The 22313-nt window shown below is 48.4% G+C and carries 23 protein-coding genes and 1 other annotated feature; of the genes, 13 read left to right on the plus strand and 10 right to left on the minus strand.

Translation table 11 applies throughout. From position 1 onward, the window contains the following. The first annotated feature begins 110 nt into the window (after window positions 1–110). The 12 genes from galF (at window position 111) to ugd (ending at window position 12773) form a co-directional block, all read left to right on the plus strand. The gene (gene galF, locus ACOTXD_RS05080; RefSeq protein WP_017383282.1) at window positions 111–1007 is read left to right on the plus strand and encodes a GalU regulator GalF; all 897 of its coding nucleotides are present in this window, start codon (window positions 111–113) and stop codon (window positions 1005–1007) included. A 358-nt stretch (window positions 1008–1365) separates the two neighbouring features. Then, window positions 1366–2451, plus strand: a complete 1086-nt coding sequence (gene rfbB, locus ACOTXD_RS05085; protein WP_045896142.1) for a dTDP-glucose 4,6-dehydratase — start codon at window positions 1366–1368, stop codon at window positions 2449–2451. After that, complete coding sequence (gene rfbD / locus ACOTXD_RS05090) at window positions 2451–3350, plus strand: dTDP-4-dehydrorhamnose reductase (RefSeq protein ID WP_045896141.1); 900 nt, start codon at window positions 2451–2453, stop codon at window positions 3348–3350. The genes rfbB and rfbD overlap by 1 nt, the downstream gene beginning before the upstream one ends. Before the next feature lie 52 nt (window positions 3351–3402). Next, window positions 3403–4281, plus strand: a complete 879-nt coding sequence (rfbA, locus tag ACOTXD_RS05095) for a glucose-1-phosphate thymidylyltransferase RfbA (RefSeq protein ID WP_045896140.1) — start codon at window positions 3403–3405, stop codon at window positions 4279–4281. A gap of 3 nt (window positions 4282–4284) precedes the next feature. Then, window positions 4285–4821 (plus strand): dTDP-4-dehydrorhamnose 3,5-epimerase, encoded by a 537-nt coding sequence (gene rfbC / locus ACOTXD_RS05100; RefSeq protein WP_072139449.1) that lies wholly within the window; start codon window positions 4285–4287, stop codon window positions 4819–4821. 47 nt (window positions 4822–4868) lie between these two features. After that, window positions 4869–5996 (plus strand): hypothetical protein, encoded by a 1128-nt coding sequence (locus ACOTXD_RS05105; protein ID WP_126501384.1) that lies wholly within the window; start codon window positions 4869–4871, stop codon window positions 5994–5996. Beyond that, window positions 5989–6825 (plus strand): polysaccharide pyruvyl transferase family protein, encoded by an 837-nt coding sequence (locus ACOTXD_RS05110; protein ID WP_049126683.1) that lies wholly within the window; start codon window positions 5989–5991, stop codon window positions 6823–6825. The genes ACOTXD_RS05105 and ACOTXD_RS05110 overlap by 8 nt, the downstream gene beginning before the upstream one ends. A 28-nt stretch (window positions 6826–6853) precedes the next feature. Further along, entirely contained in the window at window positions 6854–7909 is a 1056-nt protein-coding gene (locus tag ACOTXD_RS05115) for an EpsG family protein (protein WP_061856585.1), read from the plus strand. Next, window positions 7906–8724 carry a glycosyltransferase family 2 protein gene (locus ACOTXD_RS05120; protein WP_072050905.1) on the plus strand — a complete coding sequence of 273 codons (819 nt, stop codon included), beginning with the start codon at window positions 7906–7908 and terminating at the stop codon, window positions 8722–8724. The genes ACOTXD_RS05115 and ACOTXD_RS05120 overlap by 4 nt, the downstream gene beginning before the upstream one ends. A 33-nt stretch (window positions 8725–8757) precedes the next feature. Continuing rightward, window positions 8758–9840 carry a DUF1972 domain-containing protein gene (locus ACOTXD_RS05125; protein ID WP_059356479.1) on the plus strand — a complete coding sequence of 361 codons (1083 nt, stop codon included), beginning with the start codon at window positions 8758–8760 and terminating at the stop codon, window positions 9838–9840. 135 nt (window positions 9841–9975) lie between these two features. Continuing rightward, complete coding sequence (gene gndA, locus ACOTXD_RS05130) at window positions 9976–11382, plus strand: NADP-dependent phosphogluconate dehydrogenase (protein WP_045896134.1); 1407 nt, start codon at window positions 9976–9978, stop codon at window positions 11380–11382. Between the two features lie 224 nt (window positions 11383–11606). Then, the gene (ugd, locus tag ACOTXD_RS05135; protein ID WP_045343191.1) at window positions 11607–12773 is read left to right on the plus strand and encodes a UDP-glucose 6-dehydrogenase; all 1167 of its coding nucleotides are present in this window, start codon (window positions 11607–11609) and stop codon (window positions 12771–12773) included. Between the two features lie 49 nt (window positions 12774–12822). On the opposite strand, the gene ACOTXD_RS05140 is transcribed toward ugd, so the two are convergent. Next, a complete protein-coding gene (locus ACOTXD_RS05140) occupies window positions 12823–13827 on the minus strand; it encodes an NAD-dependent epimerase (RefSeq protein WP_045896131.1) in 1005 nt (334 codons plus the stop codon). A gap of 192 nt (window positions 13828–14019) precedes the next feature. Here ACOTXD_RS05140 and wzzB point away from each other — a divergent pair, with 192 nt between their 5' ends. Continuing rightward, window positions 14020–15000: an LPS O-antigen chain length determinant protein WzzB gene (wzzB, locus tag ACOTXD_RS05145; RefSeq protein ID WP_045896129.1), complete on the plus strand. Its 981-nt coding sequence runs from the start codon at window positions 14020–14022 to the stop codon at window positions 14998–15000. Window positions 15001–15038: 38 nt separating this feature from the next. Here the strand turns inward: wzzB and hisIE are convergent, their stop codons facing one another. The 9 genes from hisIE to hisL form a co-directional block, all read right to left on the minus strand. Beyond that, window positions 15039–15650, minus strand: a complete 612-nt coding sequence (gene hisIE / locus ACOTXD_RS05150; RefSeq protein ID WP_061856584.1) for a bifunctional phosphoribosyl-AMP cyclohydrolase/phosphoribosyl-ATP diphosphatase HisIE — start codon at window positions 15648–15650, stop codon at window positions 15039–15041. Continuing rightward, window positions 15644–16420: an imidazole glycerol phosphate synthase subunit HisF gene (hisF, locus tag ACOTXD_RS05155; RefSeq protein WP_061856583.1), complete on the minus strand. Its 777-nt coding sequence runs from the start codon at window positions 16418–16420 to the stop codon at window positions 15644–15646. Before hisF ends, hisIE begins: the two co-directional genes overlap by 7 nt. Further along, on the minus strand, window positions 16402–17139 hold the full coding sequence (hisA, locus tag ACOTXD_RS05160) for a 1-(5-phosphoribosyl)-5-[(5-phosphoribosylamino)methylideneamino]imidazole-4-carboxamide isomerase (protein ID WP_045330397.1): 738 nt from the start codon (window positions 17137–17139) through the stop codon (window positions 16402–16404). Before hisA ends, hisF begins: the two co-directional genes overlap by 19 nt. Beyond that, window positions 17139–17729 (minus strand): imidazole glycerol phosphate synthase subunit HisH, encoded by a 591-nt coding sequence (gene hisH, locus ACOTXD_RS05165; RefSeq protein WP_061856582.1) that lies wholly within the window; start codon window positions 17727–17729, stop codon window positions 17139–17141. Before hisH ends, hisA begins: the two co-directional genes overlap by 1 nt. After that, window positions 17729–18796, minus strand: a complete 1068-nt coding sequence (hisB, locus tag ACOTXD_RS05170) for a bifunctional histidinol-phosphatase/imidazoleglycerol-phosphate dehydratase HisB (RefSeq protein WP_003859487.1) — start codon at window positions 18794–18796, stop codon at window positions 17729–17731. The genes hisH and hisB overlap by 1 nt, the downstream gene beginning before the upstream one ends. Continuing rightward, window positions 18793–19854 (minus strand): histidinol-phosphate transaminase, encoded by a 1062-nt coding sequence (gene hisC, locus ACOTXD_RS05175; protein ID WP_045337604.1) that lies wholly within the window; start codon window positions 19852–19854, stop codon window positions 18793–18795. Before hisC ends, hisB begins: the two co-directional genes overlap by 4 nt. Beyond that, complete coding sequence (gene hisD, locus ACOTXD_RS05180; RefSeq protein WP_126501379.1) at window positions 19851–21155, minus strand: histidinol dehydrogenase; 1305 nt, start codon at window positions 21153–21155, stop codon at window positions 19851–19853. The genes hisC and hisD overlap by 4 nt, the downstream gene beginning before the upstream one ends. 5 nt (window positions 21156–21160) lie before the next feature. Further along, complete coding sequence (gene hisG, locus ACOTXD_RS05185; protein WP_003859492.1) at window positions 21161–22060, minus strand: ATP phosphoribosyltransferase; 900 nt, start codon at window positions 22058–22060, stop codon at window positions 21161–21163. 45 nt (window positions 22061–22105) lie between these two features. Further along, window positions 22106–22229 (minus strand) — a sequence feature (His leader region). After that, complete coding sequence (gene hisL / locus ACOTXD_RS05190) at window positions 22205–22255, minus strand: his operon leader peptide (protein ID WP_099516347.1); 51 nt, start codon at window positions 22253–22255, stop codon at window positions 22205–22207. It overlaps the preceding feature by 25 nt. Between the last annotated feature and the right edge of the window lie 58 nt (window positions 22256–22313).

Here is a 22313-nt window from a genome sequence, read left to right on the forward strand (position 1 = left end):
GTAATTTGTGGTGGGGTGACCTAGGATTACTTCATATTTACGGCAAAACATGCTGGCGAAAACAGGTTTAAAAGCTATAATTCGTCAACCATTTTAAGGTGGAAGAAATAATGATTAATTTGAAAGCAGTCATACCGGTAGCGGGTTTGGGCATGCATATGTTGCCCGCCACAAAGGCTATTCCTAAAGAGATGCTGCCGATCGTTGACAAGCCGATGATTCAGTACATCGTCGACGAGATTGTTGCTGCGGGGATCAAAGAAATCGTTCTGGTGACGCACTCTTCGAAGAATGCCGTTGAGAACCACTTCGACACCTCTTATGAACTCGAAGCGCTGCTTGAGCAGCGCGTTAAGCGTCAGCTTCTGGCAGAAGTGCAGTCTATCTGTCCTCCTGGCGTAACCATCATGAACGTGCGCCAGGCACAGCCGCTGGGTCTGGGCCACTCAATCCTCTGCGCGCGCCCGGTGGTGGGTGATAACCCGTTCATCGTGGTTCTGCCGGACATCATTATTGATACCGCTTCCGCCGATCCGCTGCGTTATAACCTGGCGGCAATGGTCGCTCGCTTCAACGAGACGGGCCGCAGCCAGGTGCTGGCGAAACGTATGAAGGGCGATCTCTCCGAGTATTCTGTTATTCAGACTAAAGAGCCTCTGGAGACAGAAGGGCAGGTGAGCCGGATCGTTGAGTTTATCGAAAAACCCGATCAGCCGCAGACCCTGGACTCCGACCTGATGGCAGTCGGCCGTTATGTGCTGAATGCGGATATCTGGGCTGAGCTGGAAAAAACCGAGCCGGGTGCCTGGGATCGTATCCAGCTGACCGATGCGATTGCTGAGCTGGCGAAGAAGCAGTCCGTTGATGCCATGCTGATGACCGGCGATAGCTATGACTGCGGTAAGAAAATGGGGTATATGCAGGCGTTTGTGAACTATGGCCTGCGTAACCTGAAGGAAGGGGCGAAGTTCAGAAGCCGGATTGAGAAGTTGCTGGCTAACGACTGATACTTCTTCCGCAGCCTTAAAGTCTTCATGCGCGGCAGTCATCATTTTAGTTATGTTGTTACATAACAAAAATGATGACTGCCGCTTTTTATTATTAATTCCCATGATAACAGAGAGTTACCTGCTTCAAATCTGGGCTGATTTGTAACGATTTGTGCTTGTTTCCGAGACCATTTAAGACGACAATTAACGCCAGTTTTTGTCTGAAATCAGACAGCCAATCTTATATTCAACACTCGCTCAGTGCACTGGTAGCTGTCAAGCCAGGGGCGGTAGCGTGCAAAATTTCTAATCCTAAATTAATACCAGGGTTTAGAACGCCAATATCTCGATATATCTACAAAACGGAATAGATAACGTGAAAATTCTTGTGACGGGTGGAGCCGGCTTTATCGGCTCAGCGGTTGTACGACATATTATTACTAATACCCATGACGAAGTCGTCAATGTGGATAAACTGACGTATGCCGGCAACCTCGAGTCCCTTAACGATGTCAGCGCCAGTGAACGTTATGTTTTTGAGCATGCAGATATTTGTGATAAAGCGGCTATGGATCGTATTTTTGCTGAACATAAACCGGATGCGGTAATGCATCTGGCGGCCGAAAGCCACGTTGACCGTTCCATTACTGGCCCGGCGGCATTCATTGAAACCAACATTGTTGGGACGTATGTGCTTCTGGAAGCTGCACGTGCTTACTGGTCAACCCTCGATGACGCAGCGAAAAAAGCGTTTCGCTTCCATCATATCTCCACCGATGAAGTGTACGGGGATCTGCCGCACCCGGATGAACATCCGGCATCCGCAGACCTGCCGCTTTTCACTGAAACCACAGCCTACGCGCCAAGCAGCCCGTACTCTGCCTCCAAAGCATCCAGCGACCATCTTGTTCGTGCCTGGCTGCGCACTTACGGCTTCCCGACCATCGTGACTAACTGTTCGAATAACTACGGACCGTATCATTTCCCTGAGAAGCTGATCCCACTTGTGATCTTGAACGCCCTTGACGGTAAAGCGTTGCCGATTTACGGCAAAGGCGACCAGATCCGTGACTGGCTTTATGTAGAAGATCATGCGCGTGCGCTTTACACCGTTGTGACTCAGGGCAAACCGGGTGAGACTTACAACATCGGTGGTCATAACGAAAAGCAAAACCTGGACGTTGTGCACACTATTTGCGATCTGCTGGATGAGATCGTCCCGAAAGAAGGCTCGTACCGCGACCAAATTACGTATGTTGCCGATCGCCCAGGACATGACCGCCGCTATGCGATTGATGCGCATAAAATTGGGGTGGAACTGGGCTGGAAGCCTGAAGAGACGTTCGAAAGCGGAATTCGTAAGACCGTGGAATGGTATCTGAGCAACCAGGAGTGGGTTAATAACGTAAAAAGCGGTGCTTATAAAACCTGGATCGAACAGAACTACGGGGAACGTCAATAATGAATATTCTTCTGTTCGGCAAAACAGGGCAAGTGGGCTGGGAGCTTCAGCGCGCGCTGGCTCCACTTGGCAATCTGATTGCGCTTGATGTGCATTCTAAAGATTACTGCGGTGATTTCAGCAACCCGGAAGGGATTGCTGAGACGGTTCGTAATATTAAACCTGACGTGATCGTCAATGCAGCCGCACACACCGCAGTGGATAAAGCAGAGTCGGAACCTGAGTTTGCGCAGTTACTGAATGCGACAAGCGTTGAGGCTATCGCGAAAGAAGCTGCAAAAATCGGCGCCTGGGTTGTTCACTACTCCACGGATTACGTCTTCCCCGGTGATGGCGAAACCCCCTGGAGTGAAACGGATGCGACGGCACCGCTGAATGTTTATGGTCAGACGAAGCTGGATGGCGAAAAAGCATTGCAGGATAATTGCCCTAATCATCTGATTTTCCGTACAAGCTGGGTATATGCAGGTAAAGGCAACAATTTTGCTAAGACCATGCTACGTCTGGCGAAAGAACGCAAAGAACTTTCCGTCATTAACGATCAGGTGGGTGCCCCAACAGGCGCTGAGCTGTTAGCCGACTGTACCGCCCACGCCATTCGTATCGCGATGGTGAAACCAGAAGTTGCCGGGCTTTATCATCTGGTCGCTTCTGAGACGACAACCTGGTACGACTATGCGGCGCTGGTGTTTGAGGAAGCCCAAAAGGCAGGCGTTGAGTTGGCGATTGAAAAGCTGAATGCTGTACCAACCACGGCATATCCGACGCCTGCGCGTCGCCCGCATAACTCACGCTTAAATACCATGAAGTTCCAGCAGAACTTCAACCTGGTATTACCAGCATGGCATGTTGGTGTGAAGCGTATGCTGGCTGAGCTTTTCACGGCGCAATCCATTTAATCATTAAATAAATGCCCGTTTACGGGCATTTCGTGTTTATAGAGAAATTATAATGGCTACACGAAAAGGTATTATCCTTGCCGGCGGATCCGGCACTCGTCTCTACCCAGTGACCATGGCGGTTAGCAAGCAACTACTGCCAATTTACGACAAACCCATGATTTACTACCCGTTGTCTACGCTGATGCTGGCAGGGATTAAAGATATTCTGATCATTAGTACGCCGCAGGATACTCCGCGCTTTGAGCAGTTGCTCGGTAACGGCAGCCAGTGGGGGTTAAACCTTCAATATAAAGTCCAGCCAAGCCCGGACGGACTGGCACAGGCCTTTATCATTGGCGAAGAGTTTATTGGTGACGATAGCTGTGCGCTGGTGCTGGGCGATAATATTTTCTATGGTCATGACTTGCCGAAACAGCTGGAAGCCGCAGTAAACAAAGGTGATGGTGCAACCGTATTCGCCTACCACGTTAATGATCCTGAACGTTATGGTGTGGTGGAGTTCGATAAGGATGGCACGGCAATTAGCCTGGAAGAGAAACCGCTGGAGCCGAAGAGCAACTATGCCGTAACGGGACTCTATTTCTACGATAACGATGTAGTGGAAATGGCAAAGAACCTGAAGCCTTCTGCGCGCGGTGAGCTGGAAATTACTGACATCAACCGTATTTATCTGGAGCAGGGTCGTCTATCTGTTGCAATGATGGGGCGCGGCTATGCGTGGCTGGATACAGGAACCCACCAGAGCCTGATCGAGGCGAGCAACTTTATCGCGACAATTGAAGAGCGTCAGGGATTGAAAGTGTCCTGCCCGGAAGAGATCGCGTATCGAAAAGGGTTTATTGATGCAGAGCAGGTGAAGAAACTGGCTGAGCCATTGAAAAAAAATGCCTATGGCCAATACCTGTTGAAGATGATTAAAGGTTATTAAGACATGAACGTAATTAAAACTGATATCCCTGATGTGCTGATTTTTGAACCAAAAGTATTTGGTGACGATCGTGGATTTTTCTTTGAAAGTTTCAGCCAAAAAGTATTTGAAGAGGCGGTAGGTCGAAAAGTTGAGTTTGTGCAGGATAATCATTCTAAATCTTGTAAAGGCGTTTTGCGTGGTCTGCATTATCAACTGGAACCGTACGCACAGGGTAAATTGGTGCGTTGTGTCGCTGGGGAAGTATTTGATGTAGCGGTTGATATTCGAAAATCTTCACCTACTTATGGGAGCTGGGTAGGGTTTTATCTTTCTGCTGAAAATAAACGACAATTATGGATCCCTGAAGGGTTCGCTCATGGTTTCTACGTGATAAGTGACACTGCGGAATTCGTATATAAAACAACCAACTATTATCATCCGGATAGTGATCGTGGTATAAAATGGGATGATACAACGATTGGTATTAATTGGCCTTTAAGTGAAAAACCTAGCTTATCAGCAAAAGATGCTAATCAGTCGAATTTTATCGATCTATGACATACAATAAAAAAGCACAAAGCCTCATTTTTACTGTGGACCAGATTATGGACTCTGGTCTTATATTTCTTTTTATCGCAATTGGCGGAAATTTACTTAGTGGGACAGAGATGGCAAAGGTTGTTGTCGCTCAGTCTATTGCCTTAGTATGTGTATTATTTTGTTCTTGTTTTACAACACAGTATCTATTGCTAAGATATAAAAACCAAACTCATAGTTATTGGTTAAAGTTGTTTTTATTCTTTGTGGTTATTACTGCTGCTATTATTGTTGTTTGGTTCAAGTCACCTCTGATACTGTCACTTTTTGTTATAGGTATTGTCTCTGAATTTTTTAAACGTTATTGCTATTATACTGATAAGTCATTGATATCTGGTTGCGCAATGATCTCAACAGCCACGATATTTACAGTAATGATGCTTTTGGCATGGTTTAAAATAATAACTTTCGATTCGACTAGCTATGTTTATTTCTATTGCCTAGCAAAATTTCTCCCTTTTTTAATAGTGGTTCCGTTTTTCTTCAAAAGCAAAGAAAAAAGCAAAGCCCATGCTGTGTGTAATGATCCTTTCAAGCATATAATTCAGGATTCTTTGAAGCTGGGAGGGGTATTCTCAATAATCACGATCATTTATTGGGTCACTAACCAAGGCTTTTTTATCCTTTTCAAAAATGAAATTCCAGCAAATGAATTAGTAAAGTTAAGAATTACTCAAAATGTATTCGGCATTGTAACAATGTTGATAACATTGTACGATTCAATATTTCTCAAAAGTAATATCAACAATGATGAGAAAATATTTATCTGGAAAAAATATTTTCATTTTATATTTGTTGCTATAGGTTTGATCATTGTCAATTACTTAATACTCTATTTTCTTTCTATAACCATTTATATTCACATTGATGTTTTTGAATATGCCTTTTATCTTGCTATGGGACAATTATTTTATTTGTTTTCACGGATGCCTATTTTAATAATGAAGTTAAGATATAATCTCACACTGATATTAATATTGTACTTAGTGTCTCTGTTTATATCATTTGCTTATCTTTTGTTAAATAAAAACAATAGTGATTTCCAATACATTGTAGAGTCGATAGCACTCGCCAATTTCCTAATATTTGTTTTCTCATTGATCATCGTTTCTAAAAAGGAAAAACAACATGGGTAAGTATACTGAGGCATTTTTTGCTCTGTCGACTGAGTTCAAAGATCGATTGTTAGCAATTGGAAAAGATAAAGTGCCTGTTAATTATTACACTCGACATAATAATTGGGGTGATCAGCTTAACAAATATTTGATTGAGAAAATAACGAAGAAAACTGTAGTAAAAAATAATTTCAAACAATCACCTCATATACTTGCGATCGGTAGTGTTTTGTCCAGTGCATCGTCAAAAAGTATAATATGGGGAAGTGGTTTTATATCCAAGGATGCCCCGTTAAAAACCAAAGATTTAGATATTAGATCTGTACGTGGTGTTTTAACTCGTAATCGTCTGAGGAATGAATTTGGTATCAATTGCCCAGATGTGCTGGGGGATCCTGCTGTGTTGCTTCCTCTGTTCTATGATGCGAAACACATTACCAAAAAATACAAAGTGGGAGTAATTCCACATTACAAAGATAAAGAATTGCCTGCGGTACAGTCATTACTCAAAAACGGTTGTGTTTTGGTTGATATTCAGAATGATATTGAACCATTTATTGATAAAATGAATGAGTGCGAATTCATTATTTCCTCCTCACTACATGGGTTGATAGCCGCAGATACTTATGGCATACCTAATCTTTGGGTTGCTTTTAGTGACAAAGTTCTTGGAGGTGAATATAAATTCTGTGATTACTATAGTACCACTGATAACAATGCGCCGAAGGTATGTATCGTTAGCGGAGCTGGCAATTATTCGCTTGAAGATTTATTAGCAAAGTGTCGTTGTAACCAATTTACTCGTAGTAAAGAAGATTTGCTTAAGGCGTTTCCTACTGAATATCGATAACTGTTCTACTTCTTAGATGAGTTTTTAAATGCTAATAGCACTACTCGCAATATTACTTTTGCTACAATTCCTTTCGTTATATCTTGAAGGTAATAAAGTAAATTCTCAGGTTTTAAATAGATTTTTATCATTTTTTGTATTTCTTACACTTCTGGTGCTATTTTTATTCAAAAATGAATATTTTGGTGCTGATACCAAGAACTATCTAAATGAATTTACGGACTATTGTTTAAATCCAGAATCTTACACTGGCTTAGACTATACCTATAAAATAATCTTTAACCTTTTGAATTTTTTAATGGCCGAAAGATGTGAAGTGAATTGGATAATTTGGCTATGGCCGTATTTTGTTATTAGCATTATTTTCATTACAACGCTGGTATTTAAGCTTGATAAACTGATAATAATAACGCTCTTCTCTTCATTTATTGGTATTGAATTATTAACAAATGCCATGAGGCAAGGGTTTTCAATTGCAATACTTTTTTTATCTTTTTCATTTTATTTCAAACGACGCTATGTTTCTTTTGGAGTCCTGGCTGCACTATCTCTACTTTTTCATCAGGCATCTGCACTAATTATTGTTATATTTATAATATCAAGGTTAAATTATAAGTTAATCGTTCCATCAATGGTAATGGGTATATTCTTATTATTTGGAACGGCATATCTAGATTTTGTGCCAGGTGTATTAAGTTTCAAAGCTTCAATTTATAAATATATGCCATATGCCAGTGATGATTTTATCGTAAGGTTAATTAGTCTAATAAATTTAATGCTAACTTTTTTTGTTTATTTGTCCTTTGCAAGAAAGTTCTTAGTAAAAGATGTCCTTACATTAAATGTTATTATTAACATAGTTGCTATATGCTCAATAGTTTCAATCGTGCCATATTTAGGCTTTAGAGTGGTTTACGGAGTATATCCTTTATTTTTATTAATGACGTATATTAGCGTTAAACGGTATAGTCAACAATCGTACAAATTTCTTTCATATGTGACATGTGGTAACATCTTTATTACCATTTTGTGGTTATGTGGTTCGGCTCATATGCGTGCAATACCTTTTGTGAGTATAATATGAAAACAAGAGAATTTGGTATCTCTGTTGTAATTCCATCTTATAATAGAATTGATACTTTACTTAGAGCTGTAGATTCAATTGATTCTTGTCAAAAAGAAAAGGTGGAGATTATAGTTGTAGATGATTGCTCAGATTTTGATATTTATTCGGTGTTACAGCGTTATAATAAAAATAATATTCCAATTCGTATTTTTAAAAATAGCACAAATAAAGGGCCACAGGTCTCCAGAAATGTAGGGATTAGGCGTGCTTCATTTGAGTTTGTTGCGTTCCTCGACTCAGATGATTATTTTAGCCCTGATAAGATTGACTGGCTTTTACAAATTTTAGCGAATCAAGACATTGATCTTTTATATCATGCCGTTGATGGTTGCGAAAAGTACAATAAAATCTCAAATTTATGGTTTAAAACTTTTGGTAAATTACTCCATTTTCGCTGGTTTATATGTCTCCTTAATCCATGTGTAACGCCTAGTGTGGTGATTAGAGTTAAAAAATGCCTTTTTAATCCAACATTAAGATATTCGGAAGATTATGCATTTCTTTTATCATATGTAGAATCCACAACTAGGGTTAAGTATTGTGATAGCGTGCATACTACGGTACCACGAGCAATTGGTACTACTGGCGGGGTGTCTGGTAATTTAATTAAAATGCGTAAAGGTGAAATTAAAGGTAAGGAAAATCTACTTCGGAAAAACAACGTATCACATATTTTCCAGTATGCCCTTTCTTTAATTTTTGTCAGTGCTCGTGTATTATCTGATTTAATACGAAAAAGATATAATTTCAAAGACTTTATCAAATCAAATTGAAATGCATATCCTTGCTAAGGATTTAGGTTTTATATGCGTAATGAGAATGCAAAAAAAAATATCGATATCATTGGGATTGTGGGGGTGCCGGCTTGTTATGGTGGTTTTGAGTCACTTGTTCAAAATCTTGTTGATCATCAAAGTGAAAAAATTAATTATACGATTTATTGCTCTGGAAAGTCTTATAAGTCAAAAAGTAAAAATTATAAAGACGCTCAACTTAAATATGTACCATTGAAGGCTAACGGCAGTTCGAGTATCCCTTATGATATATTCTCACTGATGAGATCCATGTTCTGTAAGCCTGATGTTGTTCTCGTGCTAGGTGTTTCAGGTTGTATTTTTTTGCCTCTTTTTAAATTCTTTTCTTCAGCTAAGATTATTACAAATATTGATGGGCTTGAATGGCGACGTGATAAATGGGGGAAATTTGCAAAATGGTTCTTGAAATATTCGGAAAAAATTGCGGTTCATTATTCTGATACTATAATTGCAGATAACGAAGCGATATCAAACTATGTGTTAAAAGAATATGGAGTTAAAAGTAGTGTGATAGCTTATGGTGGCGATCATGCTATCGGGAATAAAGTAGTGGCTCAAGATAAGGATAATTATTACTTTACAGTTTGTCGCATAGAGCCAGAAAATAATATTGAAATGATCCTTGAAGCATTCAGCCAGACAAATAGCTGCTTTAAAATGGTAGGTAACTGGAATTCAAGCGCGTATGGGCGTGAACTAAGAAATCGATATAGTCCTTTCAAAAATATTGAATTGCTGGATCCGATATATGACATCAACATTCTCTTTGAGTACAGAAGTAAGTGTCGAGGATACATTCATGGTCATTCTGCTGGGGGAACAAATCCTTCATTAGTAGAAGCAATGCATTTCAATACGGCTATTTTTGCGTTTGATTGTGATTTCAATAGGTATTCCACTGAGAATTCAGCCTTTTACTTTAAAAATTCTAAAGAACTAGTTAACTTGTTGGAACAACGATCACAGGTGCTCCACACAGCTGAAGATGAGATTTGCGCAAATAAATTAAAGCATATTGCGGACCAACGATATACTTGGATTAATGTTACTAAACAATATGAAGATCTGTACTGATACATGAAAAATGTCAGTGCGGAAAAGCCTTTAAGGCACAACTTTACTACACAGTTGCGGCTAATTTGAGTTAACATAATTGATACATTCAAGCCACGTCTTTTGCGTGGCGACCACACCTGACAGGAGTATGTAATGTCCAAGCAACAGATCGGCGTTGTCGGTATGGCAGTGATGGGGCGCAACCTGGCGCTCAACATCGAAAGCCGTGGTTATACCGTCTCCGTTTTCAACCGCTCCCGTGATAAGACCGAAGAAGTCATCGCTGAGAATTCAGGCAAAAAACTGGTTCCTTTCTATACGGTTAAAGAGTTCGTTGAGTCTCTGGAAACACCTCGTCGTATCCTGTTAATGGTGAAAGCGGGCGCAGGAACCGACGCTGCTATCGATTCACTTAAACCGTATCTTGATAAAGGCGACATCATTATCGATGGCGGCAACACCTTCTTCCAGGACACCATTCGTCGTAACCGTGAACTGTCTGCTGAAGGCTTTAACTTCATTGGTACTGGCGTATCCGGCGGTGAAGAAGGCGCTCTGAAAGGTCCATCCATCATGCCTGGCGGTCAGAAAGAAGCGTACGAACTGGTTGCGCCAATCCTGACTAAAATCGCAGCCGTTGCTGAAGACGGCGAGCCATGCGTGACATATATCGGTCCTGATGGCGCTGGTCATTACGTGAAAATGGTTCACAACGGCATTGAATATGGTGATATGCAGCTGATTGCTGAAGCCTACTCTCTGCTGAAGGGCGGTCTGAACCTCTCCAACGAGGAGCTCGCAAAGACCTTCACCGAGTGGAACAAAGGCGAGCTGAACAGCTACCTGATCGACATCACCAAAGATATCTTCACCAAGAAAGATGAAGAGGGTAAATACCTGGTTGATGTGATTCTGGATGAAGCCGCGAACAAAGGCACCGGGAAATGGACCAGCCAGAGCTCTCTGGATCTGGGTGAGCCACTGTCCCTGATCACCGAGTCTGTATTTGCACGTTATATCTCTTCTCTGAAAGAGCAGCGTGTGGCGGCATCTAAGGTGTTGTCTGGTCCTCAGGCCAAACCCGCTGGTGATAAAGCAGAGTTCGTTGAGAAAGTCCGTCGCGCGCTGTATCTGGGTAAAATCGTCTCTTACGCGCAGGGCTTCTCTCAGCTGCGTGCAGCTTCAGACGAGAACAACTGGGATCTGAACTACGGTGAGATTGCGAAGATCTTCCGTGCCGGCTGTATCATTCGTGCTCAGTTCCTGCAAAAAATCACCGATGCCTATGCTGAAAATGCGGGTATCGCAAACCTTCTGCTGGCACCTTACTTCAAGCAGATTGCTGACGAATATCAGCAGGCGCTGCGTGATGTGGTTGCGTACGCGGTGCAGAATGGTATCCCGGTTCCGACCTTCTCCGCTGCGGTGGCATACTACGACAGCTATCGTTCTGCCGTTCTGCCAGCTAACCTGATTCAGGCACAGCGTGACTACTTCGGTGCGCATACCTATAAGCGTACTGATAAAGAAGGCGTGTTCCACACCGAATGGCTGGAATGAGTTGATTGATTCGTTGTGAATATAACCCGGAGACCTCTCCGGGTTTTTTTATGCTAAAAATAACGATTCGTTTCGAAGTTGTCTGAATGTTTGTCCTCTCGCGGGGATTACTCCTGGTTTGCCTTGACAGTTCTGTCGGGCAGGAGGTACAAAGCCCAACAGCCAAGTTTATCGCGATGGTCAGGCGACCATCTGTTCAGTTAACTTAAAGAAGTCATTAGCGAATGAAAATAACTATCTCCGGAACAGGCTATGTCGGACTCTCGAACGGTATTCTGATTGCACAAAACCATGAAGTGGTTGCGCTGGACATCGTGCAGGCCAAAGTGGATATGCTCAATCAGAAGAAGTCTCCGATTGTCGATAAAGAGATTCAGGATTACCTTTCTAATAAGTCGCTTAATTTCCGCGCAACCACGGACAAAGAAGACGCATACCGCGATGCGGATTTCGTCATCATTGCCACGCCAACAGACTACGATCCTAAAACCAACTACTTCAATACCTCAACCGTTGAAGCGGTGATCAAAGACGTTACGGCAATCAACCCGAACGCAGTGATGATCATCAAGTCGACAATTCCAGTGGGTTTCACCAAATCGATTAAAGAAGAGTTGGGTATTGATAATGTCTTCTTCTCGCCGGAATTTCTCCGCGAGGGCAGGGCGTTATACGATAACCTGCACCCATCCCGTATCGTGATTGGCGAGCGTTCCGAGCGTGCGGAGCGTTTTGCTGCGTTGCTTCAGGAAGGCGCAATCAAAAAAGATATTCCGGTGCTGTTCACCGATTCCACCGAGGCAGAGGCCATTAAGCTTTTCGCCAATACCTATCTGGCGATGCGTGTGGCTTACTTCAACGAGCTGGACAGCTACGCAGAGAGCTTAGGTCTGAACACCCGTCAGATCATCGAGGGCGTGTGTCTTGACCCGCGTATCGGTAACCATTACAACAACCCGTCCTTCGGTTACGGCGGCTACTGCCTGCCAAAAGATACCAAGCAGCTGCTGGCTAACTATCAGGCGGTGCCGAACAACCTGATTTCTGCCATTGTGGATGCCAACCGCACGCGTAAAGACTTCATCTCGGATTCCATTCTCGCGCGTCAGCCGAAAGTGGTGGGCGTGTATCGCCTGATCATGAAGAGCGGTTCCGATAACTTCCGCGCTTCTTCCATTCAGGGGATCATGAAGCGTATTAAGGCGAAGGGCGTTCAGGTGATTATTTATGAACCGGCCATGCAGGAAGACGAGTTCTTCCATTCGCGTGTGATCCGCGATCTGGATGCATTCAAAAAAGAAGCGGACGTAATTATCTCCAACCGTATGGCGGAAGAGCTGGCGGACGTTAAAGATAAAGTCTATACCCGCGATTTGTTCGGCAGCGACTGATTAATATCGTGATATAAAAAAACCCGGCGCTCTGCCGGGTTTTTTGTTTTTAAACGTTATAGAAGTTGCGGTACCAGTCGACGAAGTTTTTCACGCCTTCTTTGACTGAGGTTTGTGGTTTAAACCCAATAACGTCATACAGCGCTTTGGTGTCCGCACTGGTCTCCAGCACGTCCCCCGGCTGGATCGGCATCATATTTTTCACCGCTTCTTTCCCAAGCGCCTCTTCAAGCGCGGTGATGTAATCCATCAGTTCGACAGGTGAGCTGTTACCGATGTTATACACGCGATACGGGGCAGAGCTGGTTGCTGGCGAACCGGCTTCGACCGTCCAGTCGGCATCGGCCTGAGGAATAACGTCCTGTAGGCGAATAATCGCCTCCGCAATATCATCGATATAGGTGAAGTCGCGCTTCATCTTGCCGTAGTTGTATACGTCGATGCTGTTGCCTTCAATCATGGCTTTGGTGAATTTGAACAGCGCCATGTCCGGGCGTCCCCACGGGCCATAGACGGTAAAGAAGCGCAGGCCAGTGGTCGGCAGGTTGTACAGATGCGAATAGGTATGCGACATCAGCTCGTTAGCTTTTTTGGTTGCCGCATACAGGGATACCGGGTGATCCACGGAGTCGTCAGTAGAAAACGGCATTTTACGGTTGAGGCCGTAGACAGAGCTGGATGAAGCATACAGAAGATGCTGAACCTTGTTGTGGCGACAGCCTTCCAGCACGTTCAGGTGACCTACCAGGTTAGAATCTGCGTAGGCATGCGGGTTTTCCAGCGAGTAACGCACGCCCGCCTGGGCGGCAAGATGGATCACGCGGTCAAATTTTTCATTGGCGAAGAGCGCAGCCATGCCCTCGCGGTCCGCTAAGTCCAGCTTGTGGAAGGTGAAACTCTCGGATTTGAGCAGTTCGAGGCGAGCGAGCTTGAGGTTAGGGTCATAGTAATCATTCAGATTATCAATCCCAACAACTTCATGCCCTGCATCAAGCAGGCGCTTGCTGACATGAGAACCGATAAAGCCCGCGGCGCCCGTTACAAGAAATTTCATAGCTTCCCTCATTCACAGTGTTCTTGTTGATGTCCCAGGACATCAGAATCCGACTATGATAGCGCGTCGCACTTCACTTACATAACCCATCTTTCCGATATAACTCATCGGATTCTTATAGAAAAATCGCCAGCAACAGATACACTATGGAAACAAGATTGTTTTTGCCCTTTTTCATCTGTTAGGGATTGTATGACGCACAACAACGATAACCTGGTCACACGCAACAATGACCCGGAGCAAATTGATTTACTGGATTTAGTGCTACAGCTGTGGCGTGGTAAGTGGGTAATAGGGGCCGTTATTGCTGCTTTTATCGTTCTCGCCGTTGTTTACATCACTGTTGCTAAAGAGAAATGGACATCATCGGCTATCATTGCTCAACCTGATGCTGCTCAAATAGCTACTTATTCCAATGCGTTGAATATTCTCTATGGCGGTGCTGCTCCCTCAATGCTGGACATTCAATCTCGAGCTATCAGTCGTTTCAACTCTTCTTTCTCTGCTTTGGCACAAGCACTTGAGAATCAGGAAGACCCCGAAGAACTGACTATTGAACCTACTGTAAAAGGTCAAGGTTTACCTTTGACCGTAACCTACCAGGGGGAGACAGCTGAAGCGGCACAAAAGCAGCTTGCGCAATATATCCAGCAGATCGATGAACAGACAGCAAAAGAACTGACGCTTGACCTCAATGACAATCTCAAGCAGCAGATCACAACCCTGAACGACTCCCTCCAGAACCAGGAGAAAGTCGCACAGGAGCAAAAAGATCTGCGTATTAAACAGATCACTGAGTCATTTAAGAATGCGGAAGCCGCGAAGATTACTACACCCCAGATTCAGCAAACACAGGATGTGACTCAAGAAACTATGTTCCTGTTGGGGACAGCAGCGCTGAAATCAATGATTGATAACGAAGCGTCACGTCCGCTGGTCTTCTCAGGCGCTTACTACCAAACCAAACAGAACTTACTGGATATCCAGAATCTCAACGTTAACCCAGACACTATTCACGTCTATCGTTACGTCATGAAGCCGAACCTTCCTATCCGACGCGACAGCCCGAAAATTGCTATTACCCTCATCCTTGCCGTTCTCCTCGGCGGGATCATCGGTTCTGCTGTCGTCCTCGGCCGTAACGCGCTGAGAAACTACAAACCAAGAGCCTGATTTACACACAAAAAAAGACCGGGTGTCCCCGGTCTTTTTTATTTATGCCGTTTCCGCAAATTCTCAATCACCGTCGTTAAATCCAGCTCCTGATCCTGAAGCAGTACCAGCAGGTGATACATTAAATCCGACGCTTCGTTCGTCAGCTCCTCCCGATCATGCACGGTGGCCGCCAGCGCCGTTTCAACGCCTTCCTCACCCACTTTCTGCGCAATACGTTTGGTGCCGCTGGCGTACAGTTTCGCCGTGTACGAGCTCTCGGGATCCGCTGATTTACGCTCTGCCAGCAGCTGTTCCAGCTGATAGAGGAACAGCCACTGGTGGCTCGCCTCGCCGAAGCAGCTGCTGGTGCCTTTGTGGCAGGTAGGCCCAATCGGGTTGACCAGCACCAGCAGGGTGTCGTTGTCGCAATCTGGCGTAATGCTGACCACATTCAGGAAGTGACCCGAGGTTTCCCCTTTCGTCCACAGGCGCTGTTTGGTGCGCGAGAAAAACGTTACCTTGCCGCTGTCGAGCGTTTTTGTCAGTGCCTCCAGGTTCATGTATCCCAGCATCAGCACTTCGCCTGAAACGGCATGCTGTACAACCACCGGCAGTAATCCGTCAGTTTTTTCCCAGTCCAGCTGCGCCTGTTGTTGCTCTGTTAACATACCCTGATCTCCACGCCCTGGTCGGCCAGGTACGTTTTTAACTCACCAATATTGATAATCTGTTTATGGAACACGGAGGCGGCCAGCGCGCCGTCCACGTTCGCATCGCGGAAGGCTTCAAGGAAGTGTTCCATGGTGCCCGCGCCGCCGGAGGCAATCAGCGGAACGTGGCAGACCGCGCGCACTTTTTTCAGCTGCTCGAGGTCGTAACCGTTGCGTACGCCGTCCTGGTTCATCATGTTCAGCACGATCTCACCCGCACCGCGTTTTTGCACTTCCTGCACCCAGTCCAGCGTCTCCCATTGGGTGACGCGCGTGCGACTTTCATCGCCGGTGTACTGGTTAACGTGATATTTTCCCGTCGCGGTATCAAACCAGGTGTCGATCCCCACGACAATGCACTGCACGCCAAAGCGGTCCGCCAGACGCGTAATCAGCTCCGGGTCGGCGAGCGCAGGGGAGTTAATCGAAATTTTGTCCGCACCGAAAGAGAGAATTTTCGCCGCATCGTCAGCAGATTTAATCCCGCCCGCCACACAGAAGGGAATATCAATCACCTCTGCCACGCGCGCCACCCAGCTTTTGTCCACCACGCGGCCATCGCTGGAGGCGGTGATATCGTAAAATACCAGTTCGTCTGCGCCTTCTTCGGCATAGCGTTTTGCCAGCGGAACGATGTCGCCAATGATCTCGTGGTTGCGGAACTGCACGCCTTTTACAACCTGACCATCACGCACGTCCAGGCAGGGAATTATCCGTTTTGCCAGCATTGAATCGCCTCCTTCACCGTAAATTTGCCTTCCAGCAGCGCGCGACCCACGATCACGCCGCGTACTCCGGTTCCGCGCAGAGCGGCGATATCCGCCAGGTCGCCGATACCGCCAGAGGACTGAAACGCCACCTGCGGATAACGCGCGCATACCTCTTCATACAGCGAGACGTTAGATCCTGCGAGCGTACCATCGCGTGAAATATCTGTGCACAGCACATGCTTCAGCCCTACCGGGAGATACATCCCGACCAGCTCTTCCAGCGTTACGCCGGAGTTTTCCTGCCAGCCGCTGACCGCGACCTGCTTATTACCCTGCTCGTCAATGCGTACATCCAGCGCCAGCACCAGCGCATCCGCACCGAAGCGGCGGAACCAGCCCTTGACCGTCTCAGGATCTTTCACAGCGGTCGAACCGACCACCACGCGCGCCACGCCCGCGTCCAGTAAGGCGGCAACATCGGCTTCCGTACGCACGCCGCCGCCCACCTGCACCGGGACGTCCACGCCAGCCACCAGTGTTTTAAGCAGCGGGATCTGGCGCTTCGCCGGATCTTTCGCGCCGGTCAGATCGACCAGATGCAACACCTCAGCGCCCTCGGCGGCGTAAGCCTGTAATCGCGGCAGCGGGTCGTTGCCGTAGTCGCGCTGCTGCCCGTAATCGCCCTGGTGGAGACGAACAACCGTGCCGTCAATTAAATCTAAAGCGGGAATTATCATCACATCTCCAGGAAATTTTTCAGCAGTTGCGCACCGGCGGCACCGGAGCGTTCCGGGTGAAACTGCACGCCGTAAAAGTTATCTTTCTGCACGGCGGCGGTGAACGCCTCGCCGTAATTGCACTGGGCGATGGTGTAGGTATTCACGGGCATGGCGTAGCTGTGGACGAAATAGAAGTACGCGCCGTCTTCAATACCCTGGAACAGCCTGTTGCCCGCCTTCGGATAAACGCGGTTCCAGCCCATGTGCGGCAGTGGCAGGCCGTGGTCGGTCATTTTCGGTACGTCTTCTTCAATAATGCCCAGCAGATCAACGCCGTTGCTCTCTTCGCTGCGGCGGCCAAGCAGCTGCATGCCGAGGCAAATGCCCAGCACCGGTTGAGTACAGGCTTTGATGAGATCTACCAGCTCGCGCTCATGGATCTGATCCATCGCCGCCTGGGCGGTGCCAACCCCCGGCAGAAAGAGTTTATCTGAGCGCAGAACCACGTCCGGGTCGCGGCTCACCACCGGCTCGTAGCCGTGGCGCATAATCGCCGACTGTACGGAGTTCAGATTGGCGCATCCGGTGTCCAGAATCACCACGTTCATTACAGCACTCCTTTCGACGAGGGCAGGGCGTCACCTTCCACGCGGATCGCCTGGCGCAGGGTACGGCCAAAGGCTTTGAACAGGCTCTCGACGCGGTGGTGATCGTTTTTGCCTTTGGTTTTCAGGTGCAGCGTCAGGCCCATAGTGTAAGAAAGCGAGCGGAAGAAGTGTTCCACCATCTCGGTGCTGAGATCGCCCACGCGCTGGTAGGTGAAGTCAGCTTTATATTCCAGGTGCGGACGTCCGGAGATATCCATCGCGCAGCGCGCCAGGCACTCGTCCATCGGCAGAACAAAGCCGAAGCGGTTGATGCCGCGCTTGTCGCCGAGCGCCAGCTTCAGGGCTTCGCCCAGCGCCAGGCCGGTATCTTCCACGGTGTGGTGATCGTCGATATACAGGTCGCCCTTAACCGTGATCTCCATACGGAAGCCGCCGTGCGTGGCGATTTGATCCAGCATGTGGTCAAAGAAACCGACGCCGGTGTGGATCTTGCTGCCGCCTTCGCGGTCGAGCCAGACCTTCACGTCGATCTGCGTCTCTTTGGTGTTGCGTTCAACGTGGGAATAGCGGTCGCGTCTGGTGAGCTGCTCGCCAATCATCGCCCAGTTTAGCGTGTCGCGGTTATAGCGCAGACCCGCAATGCCCATGTTTTCCGCCAGCGTGATATCCGTGACGCGATCGCCAATCACATAGCTGTTGGCTTTATCCAGCGCCTCTTCAGCCAGATAACGTTCAACAAGCTTCAATTTTGGCTTGCGGCAGTCGCACTCGTCGGCAGGCATATGCGGGCAGATCAGCACCTCGTCGAAGGCGATGCCCTGCGAGGTCAGCACCTGCATCATCAGGTTGTGCGGGCCGTCAAAGTCCGCCTGCGGGAAGCTGTCGGTGCCCAGACCGTCCTGGTTGGTGATCATCACCAGCTTATAGCCTGCTTTCTGAAGCTTCAGCAGCACCGGGATCACGTCGGGTTCAAACGCCAGCTTGTCGAAACGATCGACCTGAAAATCGCTGGGTGGCTCCGAGATGATGGTGCCGTCACGATCGATAAAGAGATACTTCTGACTCATACTTTCTCCGCTTTCAGGGCGTCAATCACGCGCTGGCTCTCTGCACGGGTGCCGACGGTAATACGCAGGCAGCCGCTCAGGGTAGGTTGTTTATTCTGGTCTCGTAAGATAATGCCCTGATCCCACAACGATTTAAATATCGCGCTTGAGGCGGTGAAGCGCACCAGGATGTAGTTGGTTTCCGAGTCGAACACCTCTTCCACGCACGGAATCGTTTTCAGGGCATCGACAAGATACTGACGCTCTTCCAGGATCTGCGCCACACGCTCGCGCATCGCGCTGATGCCCTGCGGGGCCAGCGCCTGTGCCGCAATATCGGCAACCGGCGTCGAGAGCGGATACGGGGCGATGACTTTCAGCAGCAGGTCGATAATTGCTTTATTTGCCAGCGTAAATCCACAGCGAAGGCCGGCGAGGGCGAAGGCTTTGGAAAGGGTACGCAGCACAACGAGATGCGGATACTCTTCAAGCCAGCCTGCCAGTGTCGCCTGTGGGCAGAACTCAATGTAGGCTTCGTCGGCCACGACCAGCGCTTTGCCGCGCGTCATTTCCAGCAGAGAACGGATATCCTGCGGATTGATAATCTGCCCGGTCGGGTTGTTCGGGCTACAGACAAACACCACCTTCACGCCGTCGAGGTTATCGGCAATGCCCTGCAAATCCAGCTGCCAGTTGTCCAGCGCCTGCACGTTGCGGCAGGCCACGCCAAAGGTTTCGGCGCTGACGCTGTACATGCCGTAGGTGGGCTGGCAGTACATCACCGCGTCTTTACCCGGCTCGCAGAAGGCGCGGATCAGCAGCTCAATCCCTTCATCCGCCCCACGGCTGACCAGCACCTGCTCAGGCTTTACGCCTGCATACTGCGCATAGTTCTCGATCACCGCTTTCGGCTGACACTCCGGGTAGCGGTTCAGCGTCTGCTGCGAGAGCTCAAAGGCCACCGCCGTGGGATATTCGTTGGCATTCAGCCAGACATCGCCGTTGCCGCCAAGACGACGCGCAGACTGATAGGGCGTCAGGCGACGGACATTTTCGCGGGCTAATTCTTCGATGTTCATGCTTGCTCCTTCAGGGCGGCAACGCGCAGCGTCACGGCATTTTTGTGGGCAGTCAGGCGCTCGGCGGCGGCCAGGGTTTCAATGGTCGACGCCAGCGAGGCAAATCCCTCGCGGGAGAGTTCCTGCACAGTCATGCGCTTCTGGAAATCCGCCAGCCCCAGGCTGGAGCAGGTTGAGGTATAGCCATACGTGGGCAGCACGTGGTTGGTGCCGGAGGCGTAATCCCCGGCTGATTCCGGTGACCAGTCTCCGAGGAACACTGAGCCTGCGCTGGTGATGCTGTCGACCAGATCGCGCGCGTTACGGGTCTGAATAATCAGGTGCTCAGGACCGTACTGGTTGGAGATGGCGATGCACTGGTCAAGATCGCGAGCCACAATCAGGCGGCTGGCCAATAGCGCCTGACGCGCCGTTTCCGCACGCGGCAGGTCAGCCAGCTGACGCTCAACGGCGTCGCCCACGCGTTTTGCCATGTCGGCATCTGGCGTCAGTAAAATCACCTGCGAGTCAGGGCCGTGCTCGGCCTGCGAGAGCAGGTCAGAGGCCACGAAATCCGGTGTAGCGCCGCTGTCGGCAATCACCAGCACTTCAGACGGACCGGCAGGCATATCAATCGCCGCGCCGTCCAGACGCTGGCTGACCTGACGCTTTGCTTCGGTTACGTACGCATTGCCCGGACCAAAGATTTTGTCGACCTTAGGAATGGATACTGTCCCGAACGCCAGGGCAGAAATCGCCTGCGCACCGCCCACTTTATAGATCGCCTGCACGCCGCACAGCTTCGCCGCGTACAGGATCTCATCGGCAATTGGTGGAGGAGAGCAGAGCACCACCTTCTGACAACCGGCAATACGTGCCGGGGTGGCCAGCATCAGGACGGTCGAAAACAGCGGAGCAGAGCCGCCGGGAATATAGAGGCCAACGGACGCCACCGGGCGCGTCACCTGCTGGCAGCGCACGCCGGGCAGGGTTTCCACATCCACCGCCTGCAATTTCTGCGCGGTGTGGAAGGTATCAATATTTTTCACCGCGACGGCCATCGCCTGTTTGATGTCATCACCCAGACGATTGCTGGCATCATTGATTTCCTGCTCGGTAACCTGTAAAGCGCCGACTTCCGTCTTGTCAAACTTTGCGCTGTACTCGCGCAGCGCGTCGTCCCCGCGGGCTTTGACGTTATCGAGGATCTCCGCCACGGTGCGGGTGATGCTCTCCGAAGCGGAAATTGCCGGGCGCATCAGCAGCTCGCGCTGTTGCGCGTCGCTACAGGTATTCCAGTCGATGATTGTTTTAAAGCTCATGGTCGTTACTCCATCATCTTCTCAATTGGCAGCACCAGAATGGAGCTTGCGCCCAGCGCCTTCAGTTTTTCCATGGTTTCCCAGAACAGGGTTTCGCTGCTCACCATGTGCATCGCCACGCGCTGCTGGTCGCCCGCCAGCGGCAGAATGGTTGGACGCTCAGCGCCCGGCAGCAGGGCAATCACTTCCTCCAGACGCTCGGTTGGCGCATGCATCATGATGTATTTGGATTCACGCGCCTGAATCACGCCCTGAATGCGGGTCAGCAGTTTGTCGATGAGCTGCTGTTTGGCGTCGGCCATCTCGCCGTCGCGCTGGATAAGGCACGCTTTGGAGCGGTAGATTACCTCCACTTCGCGCAGGCCGTTCGCTTCGAGCGTGGCGCCGGTGGAGACGAGGTCACAGATGGCATCGGCCAGGCCCGCACGCGGCGCCACTTCAACGGAGCCGTTCAGCAGACAGGATTTAAACTGCACGCCTTTTTGATCGAGGTAACGCTTCAGCAGGTGAGGGTAAGAGGTGGCGATACGTTTGCCGTTCAGCGCGGCCGGGCCGTCCCAGGCTTCATCGACCGGCGTGGCCAGCGACAGGCGGCAGCCGCCAAAGTCCAGACGACGCAGGGTAAAGTAACGCGGATCTTCGCCCTGCGCTCGGCGGGTTAATAACTCTTCTTCCAGTACGTTTTCGCCGATGATGCCGAGATCAACGACGCCATCCATCACCAGGCCCGGGATATCGTCATCACGTACGCGCAGAATGTCGATCGGCATATTTTCAGCCAGGGCGATCAGGCGCTGGGTGTGCAGGTTGATTTTAATCCCGCAGCGGGCGAGCAGTTCGCGTGAATCGTCGCTTAAACGGCCTGATTTTTGAATAGCTATGCGTAAACGTGAGTTATCTAACATTCTGTGTTCCTCGTTAACCTGTTTTAACCTGTCTGAATGCGGTCCAAAAAAAAGCCCCCGGAAGAAGATCTTCCGGGGGCTTTTTCATGCGTTCATGCACCACTGGAAGATCCAAACGTCTTCCAGCACACATCGCCTGAAAGACTAGTCAGGATGATGGTGATGATGGTGGTTTTTAAAAGGAACGCGTGTCATATAAATTCTCGTTGAATGCTTATGCATTTGATGTCTTTTAACCTAAACCAGTTGTACG

Origin of the sequence: Enterobacter cloacae complex sp. CDL013, from assembly GCF_049238805.1 — a bacterium.
GTDB classification, from domain to species: domain Bacteria; phylum Pseudomonadota; class Gammaproteobacteria; order Enterobacterales; family Enterobacteriaceae; genus Enterobacter; species Enterobacter hormaechei_C.